Origin of the sequence: Xylanibacter ruminicola 23 (assembly GCF_000025925.1) — a bacterium.
Lineage (GTDB): Bacteria > Bacteroidota > Bacteroidia > Bacteroidales > Bacteroidaceae > Prevotella > Prevotella ruminicola.
In genome coordinates this window covers 1,458,063-1,484,035 of the sequence record NC_014033.1, presented here as the reverse complement: position 1 = coordinate 1,484,035, position 25,973 = coordinate 1,458,063, and the positions used below count along the sequence as shown (strand labels likewise).

Annotated in this window: 22 protein-coding genes and 1 pseudogene; 8 read left to right on the top strand and 15 right to left on the bottom strand. The window is 50.4% G+C overall.

Annotated features, from left to right (window positions below):
* Positions 1 to 91 precede the first annotated feature (91 nt).
* Genes PRU_RS06495 through nqrF form a run of 6 tightly spaced genes read left to right on the top strand, consistent with a single transcriptional unit; the run spans position 92 to position 5,843 of the window.
* Positions 92 to 1,435: a Na(+)-translocating NADH-quinone reductase subunit A gene (locus PRU_RS06495; RefSeq protein ID WP_033150052.1), complete on the top strand. Its 1,344-nt coding sequence runs from the start codon at positions 92 to 94 to the stop codon at positions 1,433 to 1,435.
* A 27-nt stretch (positions 1,436 to 1,462) separates the two neighbouring features.
* Positions 1,463 to 2,623, top strand: coding sequence for an NADH:ubiquinone reductase (Na(+)-transporting) subunit B (locus PRU_RS06490; protein WP_013063817.1), 1,161 nt, complete (start codon positions 1,463 to 1,465; stop codon positions 2,621 to 2,623).
* Between the two features lie 2 nt (positions 2,624 to 2,625).
* Complete coding sequence (locus PRU_RS06485) at positions 2,626 to 3,288, top strand: FMN-binding protein (RefSeq protein WP_049769215.1); 663 nt, start codon at positions 2,626 to 2,628, stop codon at positions 3,286 to 3,288.
* 3 nt (positions 3,289 to 3,291) lie between these two features.
* Positions 3,292 to 3,915, top strand: a complete 624-nt coding sequence (locus tag PRU_RS06480) for an NADH:ubiquinone reductase (Na(+)-transporting) subunit D (protein ID WP_013065051.1) — start codon at positions 3,292 to 3,294, stop codon at positions 3,913 to 3,915.
* 3 nt (positions 3,916 to 3,918) lie between these two features.
* Entirely contained in the window at positions 3,919 to 4,545 is a 627-nt protein-coding gene (gene nqrE / locus PRU_RS06475; RefSeq protein ID WP_013064075.1) for an NADH:ubiquinone reductase (Na(+)-transporting) subunit E, read from the top strand.
* Between the two features lie 29 nt (positions 4,546 to 4,574).
* The gene (nqrF, locus tag PRU_RS06470; protein WP_013065499.1) at positions 4,575 to 5,843 is read left to right on the top strand and encodes an NADH:ubiquinone reductase (Na(+)-transporting) subunit F; all 1,269 of its coding nucleotides are present in this window, start codon (positions 4,575 to 4,577) and stop codon (positions 5,841 to 5,843) included.
* A 59-nt stretch (positions 5,844 to 5,902) separates the two neighbouring features.
* Here the strand turns inward: nqrF and pflA are convergent, their stop codons facing one another.
* The 8 genes and pseudogenes from pflA to PRU_RS06435 all read right to left on the bottom strand — a co-directional run bounded on the left by pflA (position 5,903) and on the right by PRU_RS06435 (position 14,855).
* Positions 5,903 to 6,640, bottom strand: a complete 738-nt coding sequence (gene pflA, locus PRU_RS06465; protein WP_013064441.1) for a pyruvate formate-lyase-activating protein — start codon at positions 6,638 to 6,640, stop codon at positions 5,903 to 5,905.
* A complete protein-coding gene (pflB, locus tag PRU_RS06460; protein ID WP_013063977.1) occupies positions 6,640 to 8,886 on the bottom strand; it encodes a formate C-acetyltransferase in 2,247 nt (748 codons plus the stop codon). Before pflB ends, pflA begins: the two co-directional genes overlap by 1 nt.
* Positions 8,887 to 9,016: 130 nt before the next feature.
* The gene (locus PRU_RS06455) at positions 9,017 to 10,414 is read right to left on the bottom strand and encodes an endo-1,4-beta-xylanase (protein ID WP_013065206.1); all 1,398 of its coding nucleotides are present in this window, start codon (positions 10,412 to 10,414) and stop codon (positions 9,017 to 9,019) included.
* Positions 10,415 to 10,543: 129 nt separating this feature from the next.
* Positions 10,544 to 10,993 (bottom strand): HU family DNA-binding protein, encoded by a 450-nt coding sequence (locus PRU_RS06450; protein WP_013064464.1) that lies wholly within the window; start codon positions 10,991 to 10,993, stop codon positions 10,544 to 10,546.
* Between the two features lie 159 nt (positions 10,994 to 11,152).
* Positions 11,153 to 11,413, bottom strand: coding sequence for a winged helix-turn-helix domain-containing protein (locus PRU_RS16270; protein WP_224083076.1), 261 nt, complete (start codon positions 11,411 to 11,413; stop codon positions 11,153 to 11,155).
* 24 nt (positions 11,414 to 11,437) lie between these two features.
* Positions 11,438 to 13,108: pseudogene (locus PRU_RS06445) on the bottom strand (Na/Pi cotransporter family protein); the annotation flags it as partial.
* A gap of 110 nt (positions 13,109 to 13,218) precedes the next feature.
* On the bottom strand, positions 13,219 to 14,505 hold the full coding sequence (locus PRU_RS06440; protein WP_013064314.1) for a threonine/serine exporter family protein: 1,287 nt from the start codon (positions 14,503 to 14,505) through the stop codon (positions 13,219 to 13,221).
* A gap of 20 nt (positions 14,506 to 14,525) precedes the next feature.
* Positions 14,526 to 14,855, bottom strand: a complete 330-nt coding sequence (locus PRU_RS06435; protein WP_143040057.1) for a hypothetical protein — start codon at positions 14,853 to 14,855, stop codon at positions 14,526 to 14,528.
* Positions 14,856 to 15,078: 223 nt separating this feature from the next.
* Here PRU_RS06435 and PRU_RS06430 point away from each other — a divergent pair, with 223 nt between their 5' ends.
* Entirely contained in the window at positions 15,079 to 15,975 is an 897-nt protein-coding gene (locus PRU_RS06430; protein WP_013063206.1) for a LysR family transcriptional regulator, read from the top strand.
* A gap of 6 nt (positions 15,976 to 15,981) precedes the next feature.
* Here PRU_RS06430 and PRU_RS06425 read toward each other — a convergent pair whose 3' ends face one another.
* The 3 genes from PRU_RS06425 to PRU_RS06415 all read right to left on the bottom strand — a co-directional run bounded on the left by PRU_RS06425 (position 15,982) and on the right by PRU_RS06415 (position 22,010).
* Positions 15,982 to 17,097 carry an alpha/beta hydrolase family protein gene (locus tag PRU_RS06425; protein WP_143040058.1) on the bottom strand — a complete coding sequence of 372 codons (1,116 nt, stop codon included), beginning with the start codon at positions 17,095 to 17,097 and terminating at the stop codon, positions 15,982 to 15,984.
* 75 nt (positions 17,098 to 17,172) lie between these two features.
* The gene (nifJ, locus tag PRU_RS06420) at positions 17,173 to 20,748 is read right to left on the bottom strand and encodes a pyruvate:ferredoxin (flavodoxin) oxidoreductase (protein ID WP_013065372.1); all 3,576 of its coding nucleotides are present in this window, start codon (positions 20,746 to 20,748) and stop codon (positions 17,173 to 17,175) included.
* Positions 20,749 to 20,816: 68 nt separating this feature from the next.
* Positions 20,817 to 22,010 (bottom strand): ATP-binding protein, encoded by a 1,194-nt coding sequence (locus PRU_RS06415; protein ID WP_013063784.1) that lies wholly within the window; start codon positions 22,008 to 22,010, stop codon positions 20,817 to 20,819.
* 126 nt (positions 22,011 to 22,136) lie between these two features.
* Between PRU_RS06415 and PRU_RS06410 the strand changes: the two genes are divergently transcribed.
* A complete protein-coding gene (locus PRU_RS06410) occupies positions 22,137 to 23,186 on the top strand; it encodes an ATP-grasp domain-containing protein (RefSeq protein WP_041385842.1) in 1,050 nt (349 codons plus the stop codon).
* A gap of 79 nt (positions 23,187 to 23,265) precedes the next feature.
* Here the strand turns inward: PRU_RS06410 and PRU_RS06405 are convergent, their stop codons facing one another.
* Genes PRU_RS06405 through mce form a run of 4 tightly spaced genes read right to left on the bottom strand, consistent with a single transcriptional unit; the run spans position 23,266 to position 25,884 of the window.
* Entirely contained in the window at positions 23,266 to 23,694 is a 429-nt protein-coding gene (locus tag PRU_RS06405) for a biotin/lipoyl-containing protein (protein WP_028908504.1), read from the bottom strand.
* Positions 23,695 to 23,696: 2 nt separating this feature from the next.
* Positions 23,697 to 23,849 (bottom strand): hypothetical protein, encoded by a 153-nt coding sequence (locus PRU_RS16065; RefSeq protein WP_170857798.1) that lies wholly within the window; start codon positions 23,847 to 23,849, stop codon positions 23,697 to 23,699.
* A gap of 16 nt (positions 23,850 to 23,865) precedes the next feature.
* Positions 23,866 to 25,431, bottom strand: a complete 1,566-nt coding sequence (locus tag PRU_RS06400; protein ID WP_013063032.1) for an acyl-CoA carboxylase subunit beta — start codon at positions 25,429 to 25,431, stop codon at positions 23,866 to 23,868.
* 42 nt (positions 25,432 to 25,473) lie between these two features.
* On the bottom strand, positions 25,474 to 25,884 hold the full coding sequence (mce, locus tag PRU_RS06395; RefSeq protein WP_013064811.1) for a methylmalonyl-CoA epimerase: 411 nt from the start codon (positions 25,882 to 25,884) through the stop codon (positions 25,474 to 25,476).
* Positions 25,885 to 25,973 lie beyond the last annotated feature (89 nt).

The following is a 25,973-nucleotide window of genomic DNA, read 5'->3' as shown; positions in this document are numbered from 1 at the left end:
GGCTTTTTTTTCTCATTATTTGTTATTATGTGGCTTTTTTTATGTAATTTTGCACTCGCAACGACACTATTCAATAAAATTTCTGATATAAATGGCAAATGTGATTAAGTTACGCAAAGGCTTAGACATTACCCTTGAGGGCAAGGCCGAGGAGAAGAAAATCCAGCTGAAATCGAACGGCAAGTTTGCGCTTGTACCCGACGATTTTGAGGGAGTAACTCCAAAGGTTGTTGTCAAGGAGGGTGATCATGTCAAGGCCGGGGATGCCTTGTTTGTTAACAAGCAGTATCCTGAGGTAAAGTTTGCCTCGCCTGTTAGCGGAACCGTCCGCGAGGTGGTGCGTGGTGAACGAAGAAAAGTGCTCTGCGTGAGAGTTGATGCCGACGAGCAGCAGGAGTTTACCGACTTCGGCAAAAAGGACGTCAGCAAGCTTGTAGACGAGCAGGTTATTAATGCGCTGTTAGAGGCAGGTATCTTCGGATACATTAATCAGTTGCCCTACGCTGTTTCCACCAATCCTAGTGTGAAGCCGAGGGCAATTTTTGTTTCTGCTCTGCGCGATAAGCCCCTGGCTTGCGATTTTGAGTACGAGGTAGAAGGACAGATTGACGATTTCCAGACTGGTATCGACGCCCTGTCGCGTATCGCTACCGTATATCTGGGTGTAGGAGTCGGTTCTAAACTCGAGAACACCAAGAATGCCGAGGTTACCGTATTTGATGGTAAGTGCCCTGCAGGTAACGTAGGTGTACAGGTTAACAACATCGCTCCTGTAAACAAGGGCGAGGTGGTATGGACCATCGGCGACCCTTCGGTAGTACTGTTCATCGGTCGCCTGTTCAATACAGGTAAGGTTGATTTGCATCGTACCGTAGCCCTGTGTGGTAGCGAGGTTAAGAACCCTGCCCACGTGGATATGCTGGTAGGCGAGGAGCTCTCAACCCTGTTGAGCAACAGCTACGATGCCCAGAAGAGCGTTCGTATTATTAATGGTAACGTGCTTACTGGCCGTCCAACAACCAAGGAAGGTTTCCTGGGTGCTCACACCAGCGAGATTACCGTTATCCCCGAGGGTAACGATGCTGACGAGATGCTGGGTTGGATTCTGCCACGCTTTAAGCAGTTCTCGGTTAACCGCAGCTATTTCTCTTGGCTTTGTGGTAAGAAGAAGTACGCTCTCGATGCCCGCGTAAAGGGTGGCGAGCGCCACATGATTATGAGTGGCGAGTACGACAAGGTGCTGCCTATGGACATCTACGGCGAATACCTGATTAAGGCTATCATCGCTGGCGATATCGACCGTCAGGAGGCTCTTGGTATCTACGAGGTTGCTCCCGAGGACTTTGCTCTTGCCGAGTTCGTAGATTCTTCTAAATTGGAGTTGCAGCGCATCGTGCGTGAAGGCCTCAATATCCTTCGTAAGGAAAATGCTTAATGTTTAATCTTTAATGTATAATTTTACATGAGCTTTTTAAGAAATTATCTCAATAAGATCAAGCCGAACTTTGAGGAGGGTGGCAAACTTCATGCCTTCCGCTCGGTGTTCGACGGCTTTGAGACCTTCCTTTATGTGCCTAACGACACAGCGAAGGCTGGTGGCGTGAATATTCACGACTCTATCGACTCGAAGCGCATTATGAGTATGGTGGTTATCGCCCTGATGCCTGCCATGCTGTTTGGTATGTATAACATCGGCTACCAGAACTATGCTGCTGCCGGCACACTCGCCACAGCATCGTTCTTCGAGATTTTTGCTTTCGGTTTCCTGGCCGTTCTGCCAAAAATTCTGGTTAGCTACATCGTAGGTCTGGGCATCGAGTTTGCCTGGGCACAGTGGAAGGGTGAGGAAATCCAGGAGGGTTACCTCGTATCAGGTATCATCATTCCATTGATTATTCCTATCGGTTGCCCATTGTGGATGCTGGCTCTGGCCTGCGCATTCTCAGTAATCTTCTGTAAGGAGATATTCGGTGGTACAGGTATGAACATTTTCAACCCTGCTGTTGCAGCACGTATGTTCCTGTTCTTCGCTTATCCTTCGAAGATGACTGGTGATACCGTTTGGGTGGCTCAGAATTCTATCTTCGGTTTGGGTAACGACCTGCCCGATGGCTTTACAGCAGCTACACCACTCGGTCAGCTGGCACAGAACATCACTCCCGATTCGTCGATTCTCGATATGGCCCTCGGTTTCATCCCAGGTTCAATCGGTGAGACATCGCTTGTGGCTATCGCTATCGGTGCTGCTATCCTGCTGTGGACAGGCATCGCCTCTTGGCGCACCATGCTCAGCGTGTTCGTGGGTGGTATCGCACTCGCCGTACTGTTCGAGCAGACTGGTCAGGGCATGACATGGTGGCATCACCTGGTAATGGGTGGTTTCGCATTCGGTGCCGTGTTTATGGCTACCGACCCTGTTACATCATGCCGCACAACCACAGGTCAGTACATTTACGGATTCCTGATTGGTGCTATGGCCATCATCATCAGTGTGCTGAATGCCGGTTATCCTGAGGGTATGATGCTCGCCATCTTCTTTGGTAACATGTTTGCTCCTACTATCGACCACTTCGTTGTGGAGCGCAATATCTCTAACCGTTTAAAGAGAGGAGGTCGCAAATGAAACTGAATACAAACTCTAACGCGTACATTATTATATATAGCGCGGTAATGGTGGTTATCGTAGCCTTCCTGCTGGCATTTGTCTATCAGGCTTTGAAGCCTATGCAGGATGCTAACGTAGCACTTGATGTGAAGAAGCAGATTCTCTACTCGCTCAATATCCGCAATCTGGATGGTGCCGAGGCCGAGGCCAAGTATGCCGAGGTGGTAAAGACCGAGAAGGAGGACGAGAATAATGGTCAGAAGGCCTATGAGTGCCAGATTGATGGTAAGAACATTACTGTAGTTAGCCTGAAGGGTATGGGCCTTTGGGGTGGCATCAGCGGTTATCTTGCTATCGACGAAGAGGGCAAGGTTTACGGTGCCTACTTCAACCACGAAGGTGAGACCGCTGGTCTGGGTGCCGAAATCAAGGACTCTCAGGCTTGGCAGGAGAAGTTCATCGGCAAGAAGATCTGGGACGAGAACGGCAACGTAGTACTCTCGGTTGTTAAGAAGGTTGAGGATCCCGCTACTCAGGTCGACTGTGTAACTGGTGCAACCCTTACTTCGAATGGTGTTGACGCCATGCTGAAGGACGGCCTGAAAGGTTTCCAGACCTATGCTATCGGCCGAATGCTCGAGACTGTTGCAAATACTGATTCAACTAAAGTAGTGGAGGAATAAACTATGGCATTATTCAGTAAACAAAATAAGGAGGTTTTTACAAACCCATTAAACGTCGACCATCCTATCCTTGGACAGGTGCTGGGTATCTGCTCGGCATTGGCTGTTACATCGCAGCTTAAGCCTGCCATCGTAATGGGACTCGCCGTTACTGTGATTACCGCATTCTCAAACGTAATTATCTCAATCATCCGCAACACTATCCCTAACCGCATTCGTATTGTGGTTCAGCTGGTGGTTGTGGCTGCGCTGGTAACTATCGTTAGCCAGATTCTGAAGGCTTTCGCTTACGATGTGAGCGTTCAGCTGTCGGTATATGTAGGATTGATCATTACCAACTGTATCCTGATGGGTCGCCTCGAGGCGTTCGCCATGCAGAACAAGCCTTGGCCTTCGTTCCTCGATGGTGTAGGTAACGGTCTGGGCTACGCTATGATTCTGGTGATTGTTGGTGCCGTTCGTGAGTTGCTGGGCCGCGGCAGTCTGCTGGGCTTCCAGATTGTACCCGATGCCTGCTACGACTTCGGTTACGTTAACAACGGTATGATGACGATGCCTGCTATGGCGCTGATTCTCGTGGGATGTGTGATTTGGGTTCATCGTGCTTACTTTTATAAGGAGAAATAAGATATGGAACACGCAATATCATTACTATTCAGGTCGATCTTTGTCGACAATATGATCTTCGCTTTCTTCCTCGGCATGTGCTCTTATCTGGCTGTGTCGAAGACTGTGAAGACTTCGTTAGGACTCGGTCTCGCTGTAACCTTCGTGCTTACCGTTACCGTTCCTGTTAACTATCTGTTGCAGACCAAGGTGCTGGGTCCCGACTGTCTTGTCGAGGGTGTTGACCTCAGCTACCTGTCGTTCATCCTCTTCATCGCCGTTATCGCCGGTATGGTGCAGTTGGTTGAGATGACTGTTGAGAAGTACTCTCCATCGCTCTATGCAGCGCTGGGTATCTTCCTGCCTCTGATTGCCGTAAACTGCGCTATCATGGGTGCTTCGCTGTTCATGCAGCAGCGCATCCTGATGGACCCCTCTAACTCGCAGGCCATTACCAGCGTATGGGATGCCATCGTTTATGGCTTCGGCTCTGGTCTCGGTTGGGCGCTGGCCATCGTGGCTATGGGTGCCATCCGCGAGAAGATGCAGTATAGCGATGTGCCCAAGCCTCTGCAGGGCCTCGGCATCGTGTTTATCACCGTGGGCCTCATGGCTATGGCTATGATGTGTTTCTCAGGCCTTAACATTTAATGTTTAATGATTAATGTTTAATGTAGATTATGGCTCAGTTTATAGCATATAGTATAGGGGTTTTCCTCGCGGTAATCATCCTCTTGGTGATTATCCTGTTGGTGGCTAAGAAGTATCTCAGCCCCAGCGGTAATGTGAATATTACAGTTAACGGAGATAAGGTGCTGAACGTACCACAGGGCAACAACCTGATGGCTACCCTCAACGAGAATGGCATTTTCCTGCCTTCGGCTTGTGGTGGTAAGGCCAGCTGCGGCCAGTGTAAGGTTCAGGTGCTCGAGGGTGGTGGCGAGATTCTCGACTCTGAGAAGCCTCACTTCACTCGTAAGCAGATTAAGGACCATTGGCGCCTGGGTTGCCAGTGTAAGGTTAAGGGCGACCTGAAGATTCACGTAGATGAGTCGATCCTGGGTGTTAAGGAGTACGAGTGTACCGTTATCTCTAACAAGAACGTGGCTACCTTCATCAAGGAGTTCAAGGTACAGCTGCCTGCTGGCGCTCACATGGACTTCCTGCCTGGTTCTTACGCTCAGATCCGTATTCCTAAGTTTGATTGCATCGACTATGATAAGGACTTCGACAAGAGTCTGATTGGCGACGAGTATCTGCCCGCATGGGAGAAGTTCGGTTTGTTCCCACTTAAGTGTAAGAACCCCGAGGACACCATCCGTGCTTACTCTATGGCTAACTATCCTGCCGAGGGTGATGTATTCATGCTTACCGTACGTATCGCTACACCTCCATTCAAGGCCGACCGTTCGGGCTTCATGGATGTAAATCCTGGTATCGCTTCAAGTTACATCTTCTCGCTGAAACCTGGCGACAAGGTAATCATGAGTGGCCCTTATGGCGACTTCCACCCACACTTCGACTCGAAGAAGGAGATGATTTGGGTTGGTGGTGGTGCCGGTATGGCTCCTCTGCGTGCTCAGATCATGCATATGACCAAGACGCTGCACACTACCGATCGCGAGATGCACTACTTCTATGGTGCACGTGCGCTGAACGAGGTGTTCTATCTCGAGGACTTCCTGGGACTGGAGAAGGAGTTCCCCAACTTCCACTTCCACCTGGCCCTCGACCGTCCAGACCCTGCAGCCGATGCAGCTGGCGTAAAGTACACTCCAGGTTTTGTACACCAGGTAATGCTGAACACCTATCTGAAGGACCACGAGGCTCCCGAGGATATCGAGTACTACATGTGCGGTCCTGGCCCCATGTCGAAGGCCGTTGTTTCTATGCTCGACTCGCTCGGCGTAGATCCCGAAAGCATTATGTACGATAACTTTGGCGGATAATCGCTTTTGTGAATATAAAAAAAGTGAGGATGTACCTTTCGGCGCATCCTCATTTTTTTTTATTTGATTAAAATCTCTCTTGCTTTGGCTATTTGCTCGGCCGTGGGCGGGGCCACATCCTTCAGCGTATAATCTATGCCCAGCTGTTCCCATTTAAAGGTGCCCAGGGTGTGATAGGGCAGAACCTCTACCTTCTGCACATTCTGCAGCGTGTCGATGGTGTGTCGCAGCTGTGTGAGCTGTTCCTCGTCGGTTGTGATGCCAGGCACCAGTACGTGGCGAATCCACACGGGTTTGTTGATGTCCGACAGATAGCGGGCGCAATCCAGAATATGTTCGTTGCCGTGACCTGTCAACCAGCGATGCTTCTCGCTGTCGATATGCTTGATATCGAGCAGCACCAGGTCGGTACTCTGCATCAGGCGCTCAAACTTACCAAAGAAAGGCTCCTCGCGGGTAAAAGGCAGGGCAGCGGTGTCCAGACAGGTGTTGATGCCGCGTCGATGTGCCTCCTCAAACAGCTCTATCAGGAAATCAATCTGCAGCAGCGCCTCGCCACCGCTCACGGTAATACCGCCATCGGGGCCCCAGTAGCTGCGGTAGCGCTCGGCCTTGTTCAGCAGCTCATCTACGGTAGCTGTGGTGCCACAGGCATCCGAGCCCAATTTCCATGTGTCAGGATTGTGGCAGTAGCGACAACGCATGCGGCAACCCTGCATGAAAATCAGAAACCGAATCCCTGGCCCATCAACAGAGCCAAAGGATTCGGTAGAGTGTATATAGCCTGTACTACTCATTACAGACTCTCGTGAGATTGACGTGCAATTACATCCTCCTGCTGCTCGCGAGTCAGGTCGATGAACTTCACAGCGTAACCCGATACACGGATGGTGAAGTTAGCGTACTCGGGCTTCTCAGGATGCTCCATAGCATCGCGCAGCTTCTCAACACCAAACACGTTTACATTCAGGTGGTGAGCACCACGGCTGAAGTAACCGTCCATCACGCGAACCAGCGTGTTAGCACGCTCCTCGTCGTTCTGGCCCAGAGTGTTGGGGCTGATGGTCTGAGTGTTCGAGATTCCGTCGAGGGCATACTCGTAAGGCAGCTTAGCTACTGAGTTGAGCGATGCCAACAGACCGTTCTTCTCGGCACCATAGCTTGGGTTAGCACCTGGCGACAGAGGAGTACCAGCACGACGTCCATCGGGCAGGTTACCTGTGTACTTACCATATACCACGTTAGATGTGATGGTAAGGATAGAGCAGGTTGGGGTAGCGTTACGATAGGTAGCGTGCTTGCGAATCTTCTTAACGAAGGTCTTCAGCAGCCATACAGCAATCTCGTCGGCGCGGTCGTCGTCGTTACCATAGCGTGGGAAGTCGCCCTCGGCTACATAGTCAACGTTGAATCCCTCCTCATCGCGAATCATCTTTACCTTTGCATACTTAACAGCAGAGATAGAGTCGACTACGTGTGAGAAACCTGCGATACCGGTAGCGAATGTACGACGTACGTTGGTATCAATCAGGGCCATCTCGGCAGCCTCGTAGAAGTACTTATCGTGCATGTAGTGAATCAGGTTCAGGGTGTTTACATATACACCAGCCAGCCAGTCCATAGCCTGGTCGAAGCGTGGAGCCAGCTCCTCCCATGTCAGGTACTCGTCCTTGATGGGGCGGAAACCTGGAGCAACCTGCTCGCGGGTCTTGGCGTCGACACCACCGTTACATGCATACAGGAAACACTTAGCCAGGTTGGCGCGTGCTCCAAAGAACTGCATCTCCTTACCGGTCTGTGTAGCACTTACACAGCAGCAGATGCTATAATCGTCGCCCCATACAGGACGCATTACCTCGTCGTTCTCGTACTGGATCGAGCTGGTCTTAACCGAGATCATGGCAGCGTACTTCTTGAAGTTCTCGGTCAGTCGTGGCGAGTAAAGTACGGTGAGGTTTGGCTCGGGTGAAGGACCCATGTTCTCCAGAGTGTGCAGGAAACGGTAGTCGTTCTTGGTCACCATGTGGCGTCCGTCCATACCCATACCACCTACCTCGAGAGTAGCCCAAACGGGGTCGCCCGAGAACAGCTCGTTGTATGATGGGATACGTGCGAACTTAACCATTCGGAACTTCATTACCAGGTGGTCGATCAGCTCCTGTGCCTCGCTCTCGGTCAGGGTACCCTCTTCCATATCACGCTGGATGTAGATATCCAGGAATGTAGATACACGACCTACCGACATGGCAGCACCGTTCTGAGTCTTGATGGCAGCCAGGTAGCCGAAGTACAGCCACTGTACAGCCTCGCGAGCGTTGTTAGCAGGCTGCGAGATGTCGAAGCCGTAGATCTGAGCCATAGCCTTCATCTCCTTCAGGGCCTTAATCTGCATTGAGATCTCCTCACGCTGACGGATGATATCGTCGCTCATTACACCGGCACCGCAGTTGCGCTTGTCGGCCTCCTTCTCGGCAATGATAAAGTCGATACCATACAGAGCCACACGACGGTAGTCGCCTACGATACGGCCACGGCCATAAGTATCGGGCAGACCAGTCAGGATGTGGTTGTGACGTACGTGCTTCATCTCCTCGGTGTAAGCATCAAATACGCCGTCGTTGTGGGTTTTGCAATACTTTGTGAAAATCTCGTGCAGCTTCTCTGATGGCTTGTAACCGTAGTTGGTGCAAGCCTGCTCAGCCATCTTAATACCGCCAAAAGGCATGAAGGCGCGCTTCAAGGGTTTATCAGTCTGCAGACCAACTACCTTCTCCAGGTCCTTCTTACTCTCGTCGATGTAGCCAGGGCCATAAGCTGTCATGCTCGATACGATCTCTGTCTCCATGTCGAGCACACCGCCCTTGGCACGCTCTTCCTTCTGCAGCTCCTGCAGACGGCCCCACAATACGTTTGTGGCATCTGTAGGCTCAGCCAGGAAGGTCTCGTCGCCCTCGTAAGCTGTGTAGTTGTTCTGAATAAAGTCTCTGAGATTGACCTCCTCGGTCCACTTGGTTCCTTTAAAACCACGCCATTCTTTACGCATAAATCAATTAGTGTTTTATATAAAAAAAATAATACCTATTGCAAAATCGGGTGCAAAGGTACTATTTTTTTTTGGACTACGCAAATATTTACGTAGCAATAATTGATTATTTTGATTTGGCGCAATTGATTTAGCGTACCAACTTCTTGCCATCTACAATGTAGATGCCGTGTGGCAGCTTGTCGACGCTGGTGGCCTGTACGCGGGTGCCGTTCAGCGTGTAGATGCCTTTTTGCGCGTTGATGGTCTTGCTGGCCTCTACCTGTTTGATGCCGCTGGTTGCCTGTCCACCCAGTCCGCGAACAAAGCCTGCGTACACGTGCTTGCGATAGTAGCTCAGATCCCAGATACCCACGGGCTCGCCTCTACGCCACATGTATTGCGCGTCGGGTACATCGGTAGGGCACCACTGGCAGATGCCCCATTGCTGTTCGGCTGGTATCACGCGCAGGTACTCCTTGATAATCCACTCGTAAAAGTCGGCCATCTTCTGGTGTTCGGCCTCGGTAAGCTGTACAGTTTTAATTTTGTCGCCCCATCGGTTGTTGGTGCCGCGCACATAGCCCATGTCCATCTCGCTGATGCGGCACAGCTTGCCGCTGGCTGCCATCACCTCAAACATGGTGGTGATGTGCTGCTTAATGCTGTTCATGGTGTTGTCGTCCTCAAAGCAGCAGATGTGCATCTGGGTGCCTATGCCATCTATGTGGGTTTCGCCGTCGGCCTCCCATTTCTTAATCCAGTTTACCAGGCTCTTCACCTTCTTGTTATCGTCCCAGTCGCTCTCAAGGTTGTAGTCGTTAATAAACAGCTTCACGTCCTCGGGGCCGTATTTGCGAGCCAGTCGGCAGGCTTGGCGCACGTAGTCGAGATCGCCCAGATGGTCTTGCCAGAAGAAGGCATCGCCACCCACATCCCAGGTACCTTTCTTATAGGCGTCGGAGTGCTGCAGCGTGTAGTTGCCCTGACCGTCGTTGCCATCGCCAGCGATAGCCTCGTTCACCAGGTCCCAAGCCTTTACCTTGCCGTCGCAAGCCTCCATCATACCCTTAATCCACTTGTCCATGGCGTATATCAGGGTGTCGTGGCGCACCTGCTGACTCTGCCCGCTGATCAGACTGCGCAACCAGGCGTTGGGCTGCTGCGAGTGCCAGGCCAGGGTGTGGCCGTAAACGTTCAGTCCGGCCTCGGTGGCAGCTTGCACGTAGCGCTTCACGTTGGCAAAGTTCATATTGCCGTTGGCATCCACGCAACTGCCCATCTTCATGGCGTTGCCAGCCACGGTTTCGGTAAAGTTCTTGTTCACCAGGTTTCTGAATGTCTGATTGGTAAAGTAATCGTTCACGGTGGTGCCGATGCCCAGTTTAAAGGTGGGGTTCTTTTCGTAGTTGATATAATCTTTCAGGGCCTGATAATTGTCGAGATAGCGATAGTTGCTATTGTTAGGTTTACCCTGTTCAAATTTCTCTTGAGCTGCCATGGTTGTGGTTAGGCTGGCAGCAAGTACACACATAAGTAATTGTTTCATTGTGATATTTACGTTGATAATTATTAGCTATTGTAATATTGCGGCTACAAAGGTACACGTTTTTTTCGAGAAACCATCAACAAAACACAATAAAAGAGACAAAACTTTTTTTGTTTTGTCTCCCGGATACTATTTATCTTTTGATGTTGTATTGTAGTATTGTGTTTCGATGGCTTCACATCCATCCAAGATGCTGCGATGTATATGCCCATTCTTTTCTGGACCATAGGCGCTATAGCGTTTTCCTTCAGGTGTGTAGTTACATTTAAAACCTGTAATGTGACGATCGCGCCTAAATTCCTTGGGATCATCTACGCATACACTCTTTACTGAGATCGATAGCTTGCCCATCTCTTTCAGGTCTACGGTATAGCCGTTCTGCATGTAAAACTTCACGGTGTCAAACAGTTCACGTAGCACGAGCCTCACGTCAGAGGCTTTTGCTGTACAATTTTCCTCAATCATCTCTTCGATGTCTTCCAATGAGATAACACCCTGTTTTACAGTGTGAGCGTAATACTTACCGTAGTTTTTACTACCTTTGATTTTGTTCTGTAATAGTCTGTACTGTATGGCCATAATTCGTTTTTGCTGCAAAGATAATACATTTTTAAGCCGATTCCAAATTATTTAACTATAAATTCACTGAAATTGCAAAACAAATTCACTGAATTTGTTCATCAAATACACTGAATTTGATATGCAAATACACTGAATTTGCTTTATAGGTCATTATTGCTACCCCTCGAACACATAGCCAAGGCCCTGGCGGCTGACGATGTTTTGGGCGTAGAGGCCTAGCTTTTTGCGGAGGCGGGTGACGTGTACATTAACCGTACGTTCGGTTACGATGACATCGGCCCATACCGTGTCCATGAGTTGCTGGCGGCTGAGCACATGGTTGCGGTGGGCGAGCAGCTGGTACAGCAGGTCGAACTCGGTACGGGTAAGACTGATGGGCTGGCCATCGATAGTTACGGTTCGGCGATCTACATTCATCTTCAAACCGTTATAGTTCTGATAGCGTTTGCCCAAACGTGCCTCAACCACATTCATCACGTAATCGCCCAGCTTTTCGCAGTCGGTCACAATGTCGGTATATATTGTACCCAGCGTGTAACTATAGGCATGGCTGTTGACATCGCTAAGGGTTTGGGCCTTGATGCTGTCGCGCATGGTGTTGATGTCGGTCTCGATATCCCGCGAGGCATCGATGGTGAGGTTTTCGCGACGACCATTCAATACAACCATCATCTGTGTCAGGGCCTCGTTTACCAGATGCTGCATATCGCGCAAACGCGCATACTGTCCAGGTGTGAAATCCTCGCGGTTTTCGCGCAGATTCTTGATGGTCCGGGCCATCTTAAAACAGGCATCGCCTATTGATTCGAGCTCGCCTATCTGACGGAACATCATACGTATCTTATCCTTGGTGGCATCGGAAAGGTGATCGTTACTTACCTGCTCAAGATAGGTGGCAATCTCTATCTCCATATTATCGGCAATGGTTTCGTAGCGTTCGATACGCTCGTACTGGCGCTCAAACTCTTTCTTATCCTTCTCGTCGGTAAGCGTGCGTGTCATACCAAACATACGTTGCATGCGCTCGGCAAAATGGATAATCTCCTTTTGTGCCTGCATGACGGATATTTCGGGCGTTGCCATTACGCCGCCATCGATAAAGTGCAGGGTGGCGTTGGGTTTGGTAAGCTGGCGGTCGGGCAGCAAACGGCACACGATGCGCTCCATCTGCGGGATGAAACCGATGAGCAGAGCGGTATTAAGCACATTGAAACATGTATGGAACATGGCCAGTACCACCGGCAGAAGCGCTGTTTGTGAGCCTATAGCAGGATTGTAGCCAACGATGCTGCACACCAGATCTACGAACGGGTAGAAAACTATCAGCACCCACACCACACCGAACATATTAAACAGCAGGTGGGCTAATGCTGCGCGTCGGGCTTCGATGCCTGCTCCGAGTGCTGCCAGGTTGGCCGTAGCCGTGGTGCCGATGTTTTCGCCCATCACCAGGGCTATACCCATATAGATAGGCAGTACGCCCGTAGAGCAGAGTAGGATGGTGATGGCCATGACGGCTGCCGACGACTGTACGATGCAGGTGATGAGTGTGCCTGCAATCAGGAAGATAAAAATGGTGAGATAGCTGCTGGTATCGAACGATGAAAAGAAGCTTACCACCTGGGCATTGTGCTGCAGGTCCATAGCCTTACCAGCGCCGCTCAGCATAACGAGCGACCAGAACAGAAACGCCAATCCGAAAAGGAATTCGCCTGCATAGCGATGGCGCTTTTTATAGATGAGCACCATGCCCACCAGGAAGGCGGGGAAAACCACTACACTCAGGTTAAAATTATAACCCAGCGACATGATCCAAGCTGTAAGCGTGGTACCGATATTGGCACCCATGATAACCGAGATGGCTTGTGCCAGCGTGAGCAGTCCGGCACTCACGAACGATACCGTCATGACTGTAGTGGCCGACGACGACTGTACGGCGCAGGTAACAAATGTGCCAGTAAGCATGCCGGTTAATCGGTTTGTGGTCATTCGCCCAAGAATATGTCGTAATCCTGATCCTGCCATTTTCTGTAGGGCGTCGCTCATGGTCTTCATGCCATAAATAAGTAGTGCGAGCGAGCCTAAAAGTTGTAAAACAATCTCTAATGTCATAGTTTTGTATTTTAATGATTTCGGTGGCAAAGATACGCAAAAAGTAATTAGCCTGCAAATATTACAGGCTACGTTTTGGTTACGATTACTTAAATAACTATATTATACCTTTATTTCGCCGCAATCATCCTTCGGAAGAAGATGTTGGGGATGGCAACACCGAGGGCGATGAACAGGATGGTGAGCGAGGCCTGGATGGCATTGTTCATAGCTACTGTTACCTCGCCCTCGATGCCGTGCATGTTGATAAAGGCAAACAGGGCCCGATACATGAGCACACCAGGAATCATGGGGATGACGCTGGGGATGCTGAGCAGCTGATGGGGCGTGTGCAGCTGGCGAACGAGCGCACAGCAGATGATGCTGACTACTGCCGAACCTGCAAACGAACCTACTACCAGGCCTTGGTCCAGTCCGATGTTACCGCTGGATGGACCGAGATTAACGAAATTGCGCGTGCAAACGCTGATGATGCCACCTAAGGCCACCGCCCACATAAGATGGCGCGGGGTGTTGAAAATCATCGAGAAACCAATGGCCGAGATGGCTGCAGCCAGCATATATTCGTGGTAATTGTGATGGGGCGTCATCGGCAGATCCTTGGCAAAGTTGTCGATGCCGCACACCTGGATGGCAAAGGCAATACCGAAGGCCATGGCCAGCAGCATCATCAGGGTGTTAACGGCGCGCGTCATGCCCACCTGGGTGAACCCCGAGAGCATGTCGCTTACGAAATTGATGAGCGGTACGCCGGGCACGATAAACAGGGCGCAGGCCAACAACGGGTGCCAGGGGGTAGAGGATACGAGTACCGACGGCAGCCAGCTGCTTGCTTGGGCATAAACCGACAGCAGACTGCACACCCAGGCCAGAAGCGTGGATACAAAGGCGGCGATGCCGATGTTCACGTAGGCATTGCTGCCTTTCTCGTTCAGATACATGCGCAGGCGCAAACCCATGATGGCAGCCAGAGCGGCATAGAAAAAAGCGGTCCAGTCGCATCCGAACTGAATGCAGAATCCGCCACAGGCCAGTCCGCCACCCACAGCCACCTGCCAAGGCGAGTAGTTGCGTTTTTGGCGGGCTATGTAATCAAGCTCCTGCCGGTAGCGATCCAGCTGATAATGCAGGCGCAGCGCTTCGCACGACAGGTGACTCACCTGGCGCAGGGTGTCGAGATTAACGCCATGCCGCTCAACACGCTGGAACTTGGTGAACGAGCGCTGGCCGTCACTCAGGTTTACCATCAGCATGTTATAAACAATGTAGATATGTAACCTGTCGAGTGGCAGCCCTAAATAAGCCGCCACTCGTTTCATGGTTCTCATGGTACGACTGGTATCTGCCGCGCTCTCCATCAACAAACATCCAGTACGGAGCAGCAGGTCCAGCCTCATTTGCAAATTATCCTGAATCATCATTTAGTGGTGTTTTCGCGTTGTCCCAGAAAGGCGATTATTGGCTCTATCTCGTGCGGACGCGCTTGTATCAGCAAATGGTCGCCGTGGTGCAGCACCGTGTCGTCGTCGGGGTGCACGATACAATTCGATGAGTCAGCCAATCGAATCTCGCGCACCACAAAACGGCGACTTATCAACTCTTCTACCTTACCCAGCGTCAGCCCCTCGATGCTGTCGTGCTCGATGACTACAGCAAACTTGCGTTCGTGGTTGTGTTGCAGGTACCAGTAGAGGCAGATGAATAACACAGATAGTTCTCCTAAAACAATAAACCAACTTGAAGACATAATACCTAATTAATTATATTAAAACAGTTACTTTTCTTTTTCCGGGTGCAAAGGTACGGCTTTTTGGGCACCTGGCACGCAATTGGCTATGATTTGTGCCGAACGTGGCAATTTATGTCAAGACGAATGCGGCTATCGGTAAAAACGATAGCCGAACGTGTTGGCAAATGCATATTTTTTGTAACTTTGCACGCGCAAACATTAATTTAATAAGGTATATATCATGGAAATCCGTCAGCTTAGACACTTTCTACGTGTGGCCGAAACGCTTAATTTCTCGCAGGCAGCCCGCGAGCTGTTTATCACTCAGAGCACATTGTCGCAGCAGATTCTCCACCTGGAGCAGGAGCTTAACCAGCAGCTGTTTGTGCGCAACAGTCATGAGGTGATGCTTACCGAGGCCGGCGAGATACTGCTGCCGATGGCCCGTGAGAGCATACACATGGTAGATAACTGTGTGCTGCGCCTGCAGGAGTTGAAACAGCTGCTTACCGGCGAGCTGAACATTGGCGTAACGTTCTCGTTCAGCAGCATTATGGCTGAGACGATGACCGATTTTATGCGACAGCATCCTAAGGTAAAGCTGTCGGTATGCTACTCGTCGATGGAGGACTTGATTGAGCGCCTGTTGCGCCATGAACTCGACCTGGTGCTGGCTTTCAAACCCAACGAGGCCGACCCGCGCATAGAGAGCCGACTGCTGTTTAACACCCGTCTGGCAGCTGTAGTGAACCATGAGCACCCCTTGGCTGGCGAAAAGAGTATGACGCTTGAGGACCTGCAGCGCTATCCGCTGGTGCTGCCCACTAAGGGCTTGCAGGCACGTAATGCATTCGACCGTATGACGGCCCATAGCGGACTGGAGTATAATCTGAAGGCCGAGATAAACAACGTAAACCTGATATTTAAATTCATGTACAAGACCAAGTATGTAACCGTACTCTCCGAAGCGTCGGTTATCGACGAGGACGGGCTTACGGCTATACCCATCATAGCCGAAGGTAATGTTATGGAGGGCTGCATACATACACTAAAGAACGGCTACCAGAAGGCAGCCGCTCGAGAGTTTATCAGAATGGTGAATGAGAGTATTGCCATCTGGAAAACGATGGCCTTATAACTCTTATTACTTGATTTTTACCGTAATTTCGGCGGGGAACATGTAAGCCGGATCGTTACGCTGGTAAAGGGTGCGGCGCAGGGTGCCGGGCTGGGTTTTTACCTTGCCCTTGAACAGCTTGCGGCCCTGATACATAACGGTAACGGGCTTTTTAAGATCTACCATCTCCTGGCACAGCGAGAGTGTGAGCTGCGAATAGTCGCAACGGGTGATGGTTATGGTGTTGCCATCTATTTGGGCGCGTACCTCCTTTTCGCGCGATAGCTCGTTAACGGGGGCTGAGAGCCAGTAGAAGTATGGGGTAACCACATCGGCCTGATGCCAAACCACACGCTTAGGGTAGGGGTTACGCTGATACTTGGCCATCCACGTAACAGCCACGGTATCAACACGATCCATCCAATGGCCCTTGCCTTCAACGATATGTCCTTCGTGAATGTAGCCCTCGGGATCGGCTGCGTGCAGCGAGTCCATCTCTACGATACGATCCTGGCAACGGTACACACGATCGTAGGCATCATCAAGCTGTCCGCACCAGATCATGAATGGGGTGTTACGCAGATTCAGGAGCGACACATCGCCTGGGTGACCAGCCATCATCGAGGCGGCTGCCCAATGGTCGGCCATGCGGGGACCAAGGCGCCACACGCCATCGCCACCGGCCGAGTAACCCATGATGTAAACCTTGTTGGGATTTACATCGCAGTAGGCCTGCATCATCATGATAATCTGACGGTAGAACGTGTCGTCCTCAGGACGGAAATGAAGGTCCCATGTGTTGGTGATGGCTCGCGGACTGAGATAAACGGCACCCTGTGGGCGATACAGTCGCTTCTGGTTCTCCCATTGCTGATCGTTCAGTTCGGCAGGGGCGCCGCCACCGCCATGCAGCGAGATGTACAGAGCGTAGCCATCGGCTGGCTTGGGGCCATAGATGCTCCAATGCAGTTTCATGGTGAGGCTGTCGTTTACCAGCACCTTATTGCGGTAGGCATCGGCAAACACGGTACGTACTGAGTCCTTCCACTCGTTGATGAGTGTTTGCTCGTCGGTTGTAGCTGCACTCGCGCCGAATGCAGTAGTGAGCCACATTAGTAAGATAGTTAGTTGCTTTGCTTTCATTGTCATTTAGTGTTTTTGTGAAAAGAGGTGGAACTCTTTGAGCCCCACCTCTCTTAATATACTATTCAGGAAAAATTAGTCCTCCCAATTCTCCTGGCTCTTACGGATGTAAGACTTGTAACGGAGCTGAGCCATGCGCTGAGCCTCAGCGAAGAGCTCCTCGGCCTCGTTAGGATAAGCCTTCTTAACACTCAGGTAGCGAACCTCGCCAAGCAGGAAGTCGTGGAAGTTCTCCCAGTTAGGCTCCTTAGAGTCGAGAGAGAATGGGTTCTTGCCTTCCTCAGCCAGAGCTGGGTTGAAACGCCACAGGTGCCAGTAACCGCACTCAACAGCCTTCTTCTCCTCGGCCTGGCTCTTACCCATACCGCCCTTGGCCTTCAAGCCGTGGTTGATACATGGAGCGTAGGCGATGATGATTGAAGGTCCGTGCCAAGCCTCAGCCTCGCGGATAGCCTTGAGGGTCTGTGCGTGGTCGGCGCCCATAGCAATCTGAGCTACATATACATAACCATAAGTGGTAGCAATCATACCCAGATCCTTCTTGCGGATGCGCTTACCCTGAGCAGCGAACTGTGCGATAGCACCAAGAGGAGTAGCCTTAGAAGCCTGACCACCGGTGTTAGAGTAAACCTCGGTATCGAGTACCAGGATGTTAACATCCTCGCCAGAAGCAATCACGTGGTCGAGACCGCCGTAACCGATGTCGTAAGAGGCACCGTCACCACCGATGATCCACTGTGAACGCTTAACCAGGTAGTGATCCAGAGTCTGGAGCTCCTTGCAAACTGGGCAGCCCTTAGCAGCGCTCTCGGCGATGCAAGCACGAAGCTTTGGAGCAATCTCCTTAGTCTTCTCAGCGTCGTCCTGATTAGCAATCCACTCCTGAGCAAGTGCCTTGTACTCGTCGCTGGCGTTGCCGTCGATCATCTCCTGCAGCAGCTTAGCTACGCGCTCCTTCATCTTCTTGTTACCAAGAGCCATACCCAGACCGAACTCGCAGAAGTCCTCGAACAGAGAGTTGTTGAATACAGGACCCTGACCCTTCTCGTTCTTGGTGTAAGGTGTAGAAGGAATAGAAGCAGAGTAGATTGAAGAACATCCAGTAGCGTTGGCAATCATCTGACGATCACCGAACAGCTGAGAAATCAGCTTAACGTATGGAGTCTCACCGCAACCAGAGCAAGCGCCAGAGAACTCGAACAGAGGCTGAGCGAACTGTGAGTTCTTAACATTGCTCTTGATGTCAACCAGGTTCTGCTTGCTCTTAACGTTCTTAACCAGGTACTCCCAGTTCTTAGCCTCCTGAACCATATCGGCAGCATCAGGATTGAATGGAGCCATGGTAAGAGCCTTACCAGTCTTAGGATTGCCTGGGCAGATATCAGCACAGTTACCGCAACCCAGACAGTCGAGTACTGAAGTCTCGATGCGGAAGTGCATGCCCTTCATAGCGGCAGGAGCCTTCATCTCGAGAGTATCAGCAGCAGCTGCGAAGCCCTTCAGCTCCTCGTCGTCGAGAACGAATGGACGGATAGCAGCGTGAGGACAGATGTAAGCACACTGGTTACACTGGATACAGTTGTCCTTGTTCCAAACAGGAACGAAGGCCTCAACACCACGCTTCTCGTAAGCGGCTGTACCAACCTCCCAAGAACCGTCGACGGTGTTGTGCTTAACGAAGTCAGAAACCTTCAGCAAGTCACCGGCCTGTGCGTTGATAGGACGAACCAGCTCCTTAACGAATGCGGGTGCATCGTCCTGCTTCTCAGCGTCGTCAGCCAGGTTAGCCCACTCAGGCTTAACTGTGAGCTGAACATACTCACCACCACGATCGATAGCGGCATAGTTCTTATCTACAACATCCTGACCCTTAGCTCCGTAAGACTTCAAGGCAGCAGCCTTCATCTTCTCAACAGCCAGCTCTACGGGGATTACGCCTGTAATACGGAAGAAGGCACTCTGCAGGATAGTGTTGGTACGGTTACCCAGACCAATCTCCTGAGCAATCTTAGTAGCGTTGATGGTATAAACAGTAATGTTGTTCTGTGCGAAGTAACGCTTTACCTTGTTAGGCATGAACTTCTCGAGCTCGTCGGCGTCGAAGATAGTGTTCAGCAGGAACTGACCGTTCTTCTGCAAACCACGTGTAACATCGTACATGTGCAGGTAAGCCTGAACGTGGCAAGCTACGAAGTTAGGTGTAGTTACCAGGTAGGTAGAGCGGATAGGTGTATCACCGAAACGCAGGTGAGAGCAGGTGAAACCTCCCGACTTCTTAGAGTCGTAAGAGAAGTAAGCCTGGCAGTACTTGTCGGTGTTGTCACCAATAATCTTAACTGAGTTCTTGTTAGCACCTACGGTACCATCGGCACCCAGACCGTAGAACTTAGCCTGGAACATGCCAGCACCACCCAGGGCAATCTCCTCAACCTCAGGCAGAGAGGTGAAGGTAACATCGTCTACGATACCAACTGTGAAGTGGTTCTTTGGCTCGGGCATAGCGAGGTTGTTGAACACGCTGATGATCTGAGCAGGTGTGGTGTCGCGGCTACCAAGACCGTAGCGACCGCCAACGATAACTGGACGATCCTGAACATCGTAGAAGGCATCCTTCACGTCGAGGTACAGAGGCTCGCCGTTAGCGCCTGGCTCCTTAGTACGATCCAGAACGGCAATCTTCTTAACTGTCTTAGGAACAGCAGCCAGCAGGTGCTTAACTGAGAATGGACGATACAGGTGAACTGAGATCATACCAACCTTCTGACCGTTTGCGTTCAGGTAGTCGATAGCCTCGCGAGCTGCATCGGTAGCCGAACCCATCAGGATGATGATACGATCGGCATCCTCGGCTCCGTAGTATGAGAACAGGTGGTACTCACGGCCGGTGATCTTAGAGATCTCGCCCAGGTACTTCTCTACTACCTCGGGTACTGCATCGTAGTAAGGATTGCTAGCCTCGCGGTGTGTGAAGAAGGTCTCGGGGTTCTCGGCGGTACCGCGTGTTACAGGGCGCTCAGGGCTCATAGCACGATCGCGGAAACGCTTGATGTACTCTTCCTTAACCAGAGGACGGATATCCTCCATGTCCATCATCTCAATCTTGTGATACTCGTGAGAGGTACGGAAACCATCGAAGAAGTTTACGAATGGAACCATAGTCTCGAGGGTAGCCAGGTGAGGAACAGCGGTAAGGTCCATAACCTCCTGAACTGAACCTGAGCAGAACATAGCAAAACCGGTCTGACGGCAAGCCATTACGTCCTGGTGGTCGCCAAAGATACACAGAGAGTGTGAAGCCAGCGTACGGGCAGATACGTCGAATACGCAAGGAATCAACTCACCAGCAATCTTGTACATGTTAGGGATCATCAGGAGCAAGCCCTGAGATGCGGTGAATGTAGTGGTGAGAGCACCAGCCTGCAGCGAACCGTGAACGGCACCGGCAGCACCAGCCTCTGACTGCATTTCCTGAACTGAGACGTTCTGGCCCCACAGGTTCTTACGACCACGTGCAGCCCACTCGTCAACATGCTCCGCCATTGGCGAAGACGGGGTGATGGGGTAGATAGCAGCTACCTCCGAGAACATATAGCTCACATGAGCTGCAGCCTCGTTACCATCACAGGTGATAAACTTCTTTTCTTTAGCCATTGTCTTTGATAACTATAAAAAAATGAATAACTATATGTGTAACTTTTACTTAATAGACTCGTACATTATTAATATAGGAATCCCAGTAGCCACAGGGGTATCTGGTTGTCCTTTCCAATCTCGGTATTGTAACGCGCATAGATGATGTCGGGCGACGTGCGCTGCTTGCCGGTGGCCTTGGCATCTATCACGCGGAACTTAAGCTTCTCATCTACCACGTAGTTGGCATCGCGTGTGCTGCAGCTGTTAACCTTGTGATCCTTCCACAGCGAGTTAACGAAGAAGGTCTCCATAGCCTCCTGCTTATCTACCTGGATAGGATAGATGGCGTACATCAGGTTTGAGTTGTGCAGCATAATCTTGGTAGGTTTCTTGGGGAACTCCTGACCAACGGGGTAAATCAGGTTCAGCAGTCGGGCATCGGTAAGATACTTGATGTAGTTCATCACCGTGGCGCGGCTGGTTTCGATATCCTGTGCCAGCTTACTTACGTTGGGAGCCTTCGAGGCACCCTCTTCGGCAATCTGGTAGAAAAGTTTCTTAATCTTTGTAAGGTACTTCAGCTCAATCTGCTTAACCAGCAGAATATCTACCTCGGTCATCATGTTCATGGTCTTCAGCAGGTTCTCGCTGTAGTTGCGATGCTCCTGGAAGAAGGGGTAGAAGCCGTGGTGGATGTAATCCTGGAAATACTTGTTGGGCGAAGCCTTGGGCAGAATCTGCTTGATGATATGCTCGTGATCCTGCAGAATCTCCTCGAGTGTGTAGGGCTTGAAGTTGTTGCCCGTCATCAGATTGATGAACTCGCGGAACGAGAAACCGCGCAGGTTGTAGCTCTTTACGATACCGTTAAGTTCGGGGTTCTCGTCCTTCAGGCGCATCACGCTCGAACCGGTGAATACAATCTTCAGGTTGGGGTACAGGTCGTAGCACTTACGGAGCTCGCTACTCCAGTCGGGCTGCTTAAACACCTGGTCGATCAGAAGTACGCGACCGCCCTGCTTGTAGAACTTACCGGCAAAGCTGGCAATGCCCTGACCCTGAAAGTAGAAGTTGTTCATGTTGATATACAGACATTGCTTGTCGAGTAAATCAAAATTCTCCTTAGCGTACTGAAGTAGAAAAGTGGTTTTGCCGACACCTCGTGTGCCTTTAATTCCAATCATGCGGTCGTTCCAGTTTATCTCATCCATAAGAATGCGACGAACCGGTGCATTTGCATGCTCTACGAGATATCTGTGCGTCCTGAAAAAAGCTTCCATTCCTGCTTGATTTGTTTCTTTGTACTTTTAAAAGTGGTGCAAAGATACACATTTTATATTAAAATGCAAAGTCTAATTAGCAAAATCTCAAAAAAAAATAGTAATTTTGCGCCAAAATTGATGAAAATGGCAAAATTATACGTATTTAATCCAGAACACGACCTTGCTTTGGCAGCAAACCTCTCAAATTTTACTGCACCACATGCTGGACGACAGTTGCGACATGACTTGGGATACCTGCCCGCACTTTGGGCTGGCGACGATGATCTGATTCTGGTGGATGATGTGGAAACAGCCGTGAGGGCTTATGGCCGATTAAGGGCAAAAGTGGGTGGAACACCCAAGAAGTTTATCCATGCATCGCAGTTGGCTAACGAGGATATTACAGATGTGGAACCTTGGGGCTGGGATCTGGCCTTGCGCGCTTTCCTGAAGCGTAAGGGTGTAGATGCTGTGCCTAATGAGGAACAGATAGAGGCGATTCGCGACTTGTCGCATCGTAAGCATGCGATAGATTTGCTGCGCCAGTTGCAGCTGCCTGGGACTATTGGCGATTCATGTTGTGCTGATACCATCTTTGAGATTCGTGATGAGTTGAAACGTCACGGTAAGGTGGTGGTAAAGGCCCCCTGGAGCAGTAGTGGGCGAGGGGTGCGTTTCTTAACTGTGGCTTTCGACGAGTATCAGGAACGCTGGATTAAGAACATTGTCAAGAGTCAGGGATGCGTGGTGGTTGAGCCTTATTATAATAAGGTGAAGGATTTTGGTATGGAGTTTATGAGCGATGGTAACGGCCAGGTTACGTATCTGGGATTATCGCTGTTTCATACTAAGAACGGCGCCTATACGGGCAACCTGATTGCTACCGAAGAAGATAAGCAGGAGTTGATAAGTAACTATATACCAGCGGGTTTGCTGGCAGATGTTAGAGAAAAGATATGCCAGTATATGGGCGAGAAACTCAAGGATAAGTATCGCGGACCGTTCGGCGTGGATATGATGCTGGTATCTACAGCCGATAAGGATGGGTTCCTGTTGCACCCATGTGTTGAGATAAATCTGCGTCGCACCATGGGCCATGTGGCGCTGGCCATACGGCCCTTTGCCGATGGCTTTACACGCGTGATGCGCATAGAATATACCGATAAATATAAGATGCACGTGGTAAAACGATAACATCGATACAGAAGAAAAAAGTAATCCCTGCCAAACTACATTGGCAGGGATTTCTCTTTATTATTAATAAGGTGTAATCTTACTCGATAACGATCAGAGCATCGTCCTCCATCACACTCTCACCAACTTTTACGCAAATAGCAGTAACCTTACCATCCTTCTCGGCAGCCAGGTTGTTGGCCATCTTCATAGCCTCGAGAACTACTACTGTATCGCCAGCCTTTACCTCGTCGCCCTCGGCAACCAGAATGTCGGTAATAACACCTGGCAGAGGAGCCTTTACGGCATTGGCCTTGTTTACAGCGCCCTTGTTGGCTGCAGGAGCGTCGTCGGCAGCAGCTGTTGCGGCAGCCTTAACTACTGGCTTCTTCTTCTCAGGTTCAGCCTGCTTCTCCATTTCAACGGTATACTGTTCGCCGTTAACGGTCAGGGTAGCGATGTTATCAGTAATATCGCCTACCACAACCTCGTACTTGTTTCCATTAATGGTATACTTGTATTCTTTCATTTTTAGGGATGTTGAGTGAATGTTTGCGCATAGCCGTTCCACTGGGTTGGGCGTGCGTTAATTGTTATAATGCCTGTTTCAACGTCGTGAACGTTGTTTCCCATATGCTCGTGCAGGGCCAGGGCAATTGCAGCATATACTTCGTTATTATTCATAATTATCTATTATCAATTACATAGGAATGTTACCGTGCTTCTTAGCGGGCAGCGAGTCGCGCTTGGTAGCGAGCTGGGCCAGACCGCGGCAGATGCGGAAACGAGTGTTGCGTGGCTCGATAACATCATCGATGTAGCCATACTTGGCAGCCTGATAAGGATTAGCGAACAGCTCGTTGTACACGTCCTCCTTCTCGGCGATGAATGCCTTAACGTCCTCGCCAGCCTCTTTCTTAGCCTTAGCCTCCTTAGCGTACAGTACGGCAGCAGCACCTGATGCTCCCATAACGGCGATCTCGGCTGATGGCCATGCGTAGTTAAGGTCGGTATGCAGCTGCTTAGAGCCCATAACGATGTGTGAACCACCATACGACTTACGCAGAGTAACGGTAATCTTGGGCACAGTAGCCTCGCCGTAAGCGTAGAGCAGCTGAGCACCGTGCAGGATAACAGCGTTGTACTCCTGACCTGTACCAGGCAGGAATCCTGGAACGTCAACAAGTGATACGATAGGAATATTGAAGGCGTCGCAGAAACGAACGAAACGGGCACCCTTACGGCTGGCGTTAACGTCGAGCACACCTGCATAGCAAGCAGGCTGGTTAGCTACGATACCTACGCTCTGACCGTTGAAGCGAGCGAAACCTACGATGATGTTCTTAGCGAACTTAGGCTGTACCTCGAAAAACTCGCCGTTATCGGTGATAGCAGCGATAACCTTGTACATATCGTATGCCTCGTTGGGGTTCTCTGGGATAATCTCGTTCAGAGTGTCCTCCATACGGTTGATAGGATCGGTGCAAGGCTTCGAAGGAGCTGTCTCCATGTTGTTAGATGGGATGTAGCTCAGCAGAGTCTTAATCATCTGCAGACCCTCTTCCTCGGTCTTAGCTGTGAAGTGGGTAACACCCGACTTGGTAGCGTGAACCGATGCACCACCCAGGTGCTCCTGGTCGATATCCTCGCCGGTAACGGTCTTTACAACCTTTGGACCTGTGAGGAACATGTATGATGTACCCTCCATCATCAGAGTAAAGTCGGTAAGAGCGGGGCTGTAAACAGAACCACCGGCGCAAGGACCGAAGATACCTGAAATCTGAGGAATAACACCTGAAGCCAGGATGTTACGCTCGAAAATCTCGGCGAAACCAGCCAGAGAGTTGATACCCTCCTGAATACGTGCACCACCCGAATCGTTGATACCGATAACAGGAGCGCCCATCTTCATGGCCATATCCATAATCTTACAAATCTTCTGACTCATAGTCTCCGACAGAGAACCTGCGTGTACAGTAAAGTCCTGTGCGAAGACGAATACCAGACGACCATCGATAGTACCTGAACCGGCTACTACACCATCACCAAGGAACTGCTTCTTCTCCATACCGAAGTTATGGCAGCGATGCTCCTTAAACATATCGTACTCTTCGAACGAACCCTCGTCGAGCAGCATGTCAATACGCTCACGAGCGGTATACTTACCACGGTCGTGCTGTTTCTGAATAGCTTTCTCACCACCACCGAGACGGGCCTGTTCGCGCTTCTCGATGAGTTGCTTGATTTTTTCTAATTGTTTGCTCATTTCTTTTTGTAATTCAATATTTTAAATTTTCAATTCTCAATTTTATTCCGGGTGCTCACAGAGCTCTGTCAGGATACCGCAGGTTGATTTGGGGTGCAGGAAAGCGATGTTCAATCCCTCAGCGCCCTTGCGTGGTTTCTCGTCGATCAGGCGAACGCCCTTCTCCGAAACCTCGGCCAGACCTTTGGCTACACCGTCCTCAACACAGAAGGCTACATGATGTACGCCCTTGTTACCTTTGTCGAGCCACTTCTGGATGGTGCTCTCAGGTGATGTTGGCTCCAGCAGCTCGAGCTTTACCTCGCCGCAACGCAGGAAGGCTGTCTTCACTTTCTGGTCCTCAACTACTTCTGTTGCATAACACTCCAGACCCAGCACGTCGGTAAAATACGGCAGGCTTTCTTCAATGCTCTGGACGGCAATACCCAGATGCTCAATGTGCGAAATCTTCATAACCTTAAAAATTAGAATTAATATTTTCGAATTGCAAAGGTACAAAACTTATTGGATAATCCACCCATATTTTGCTTTTTTTATTAAAA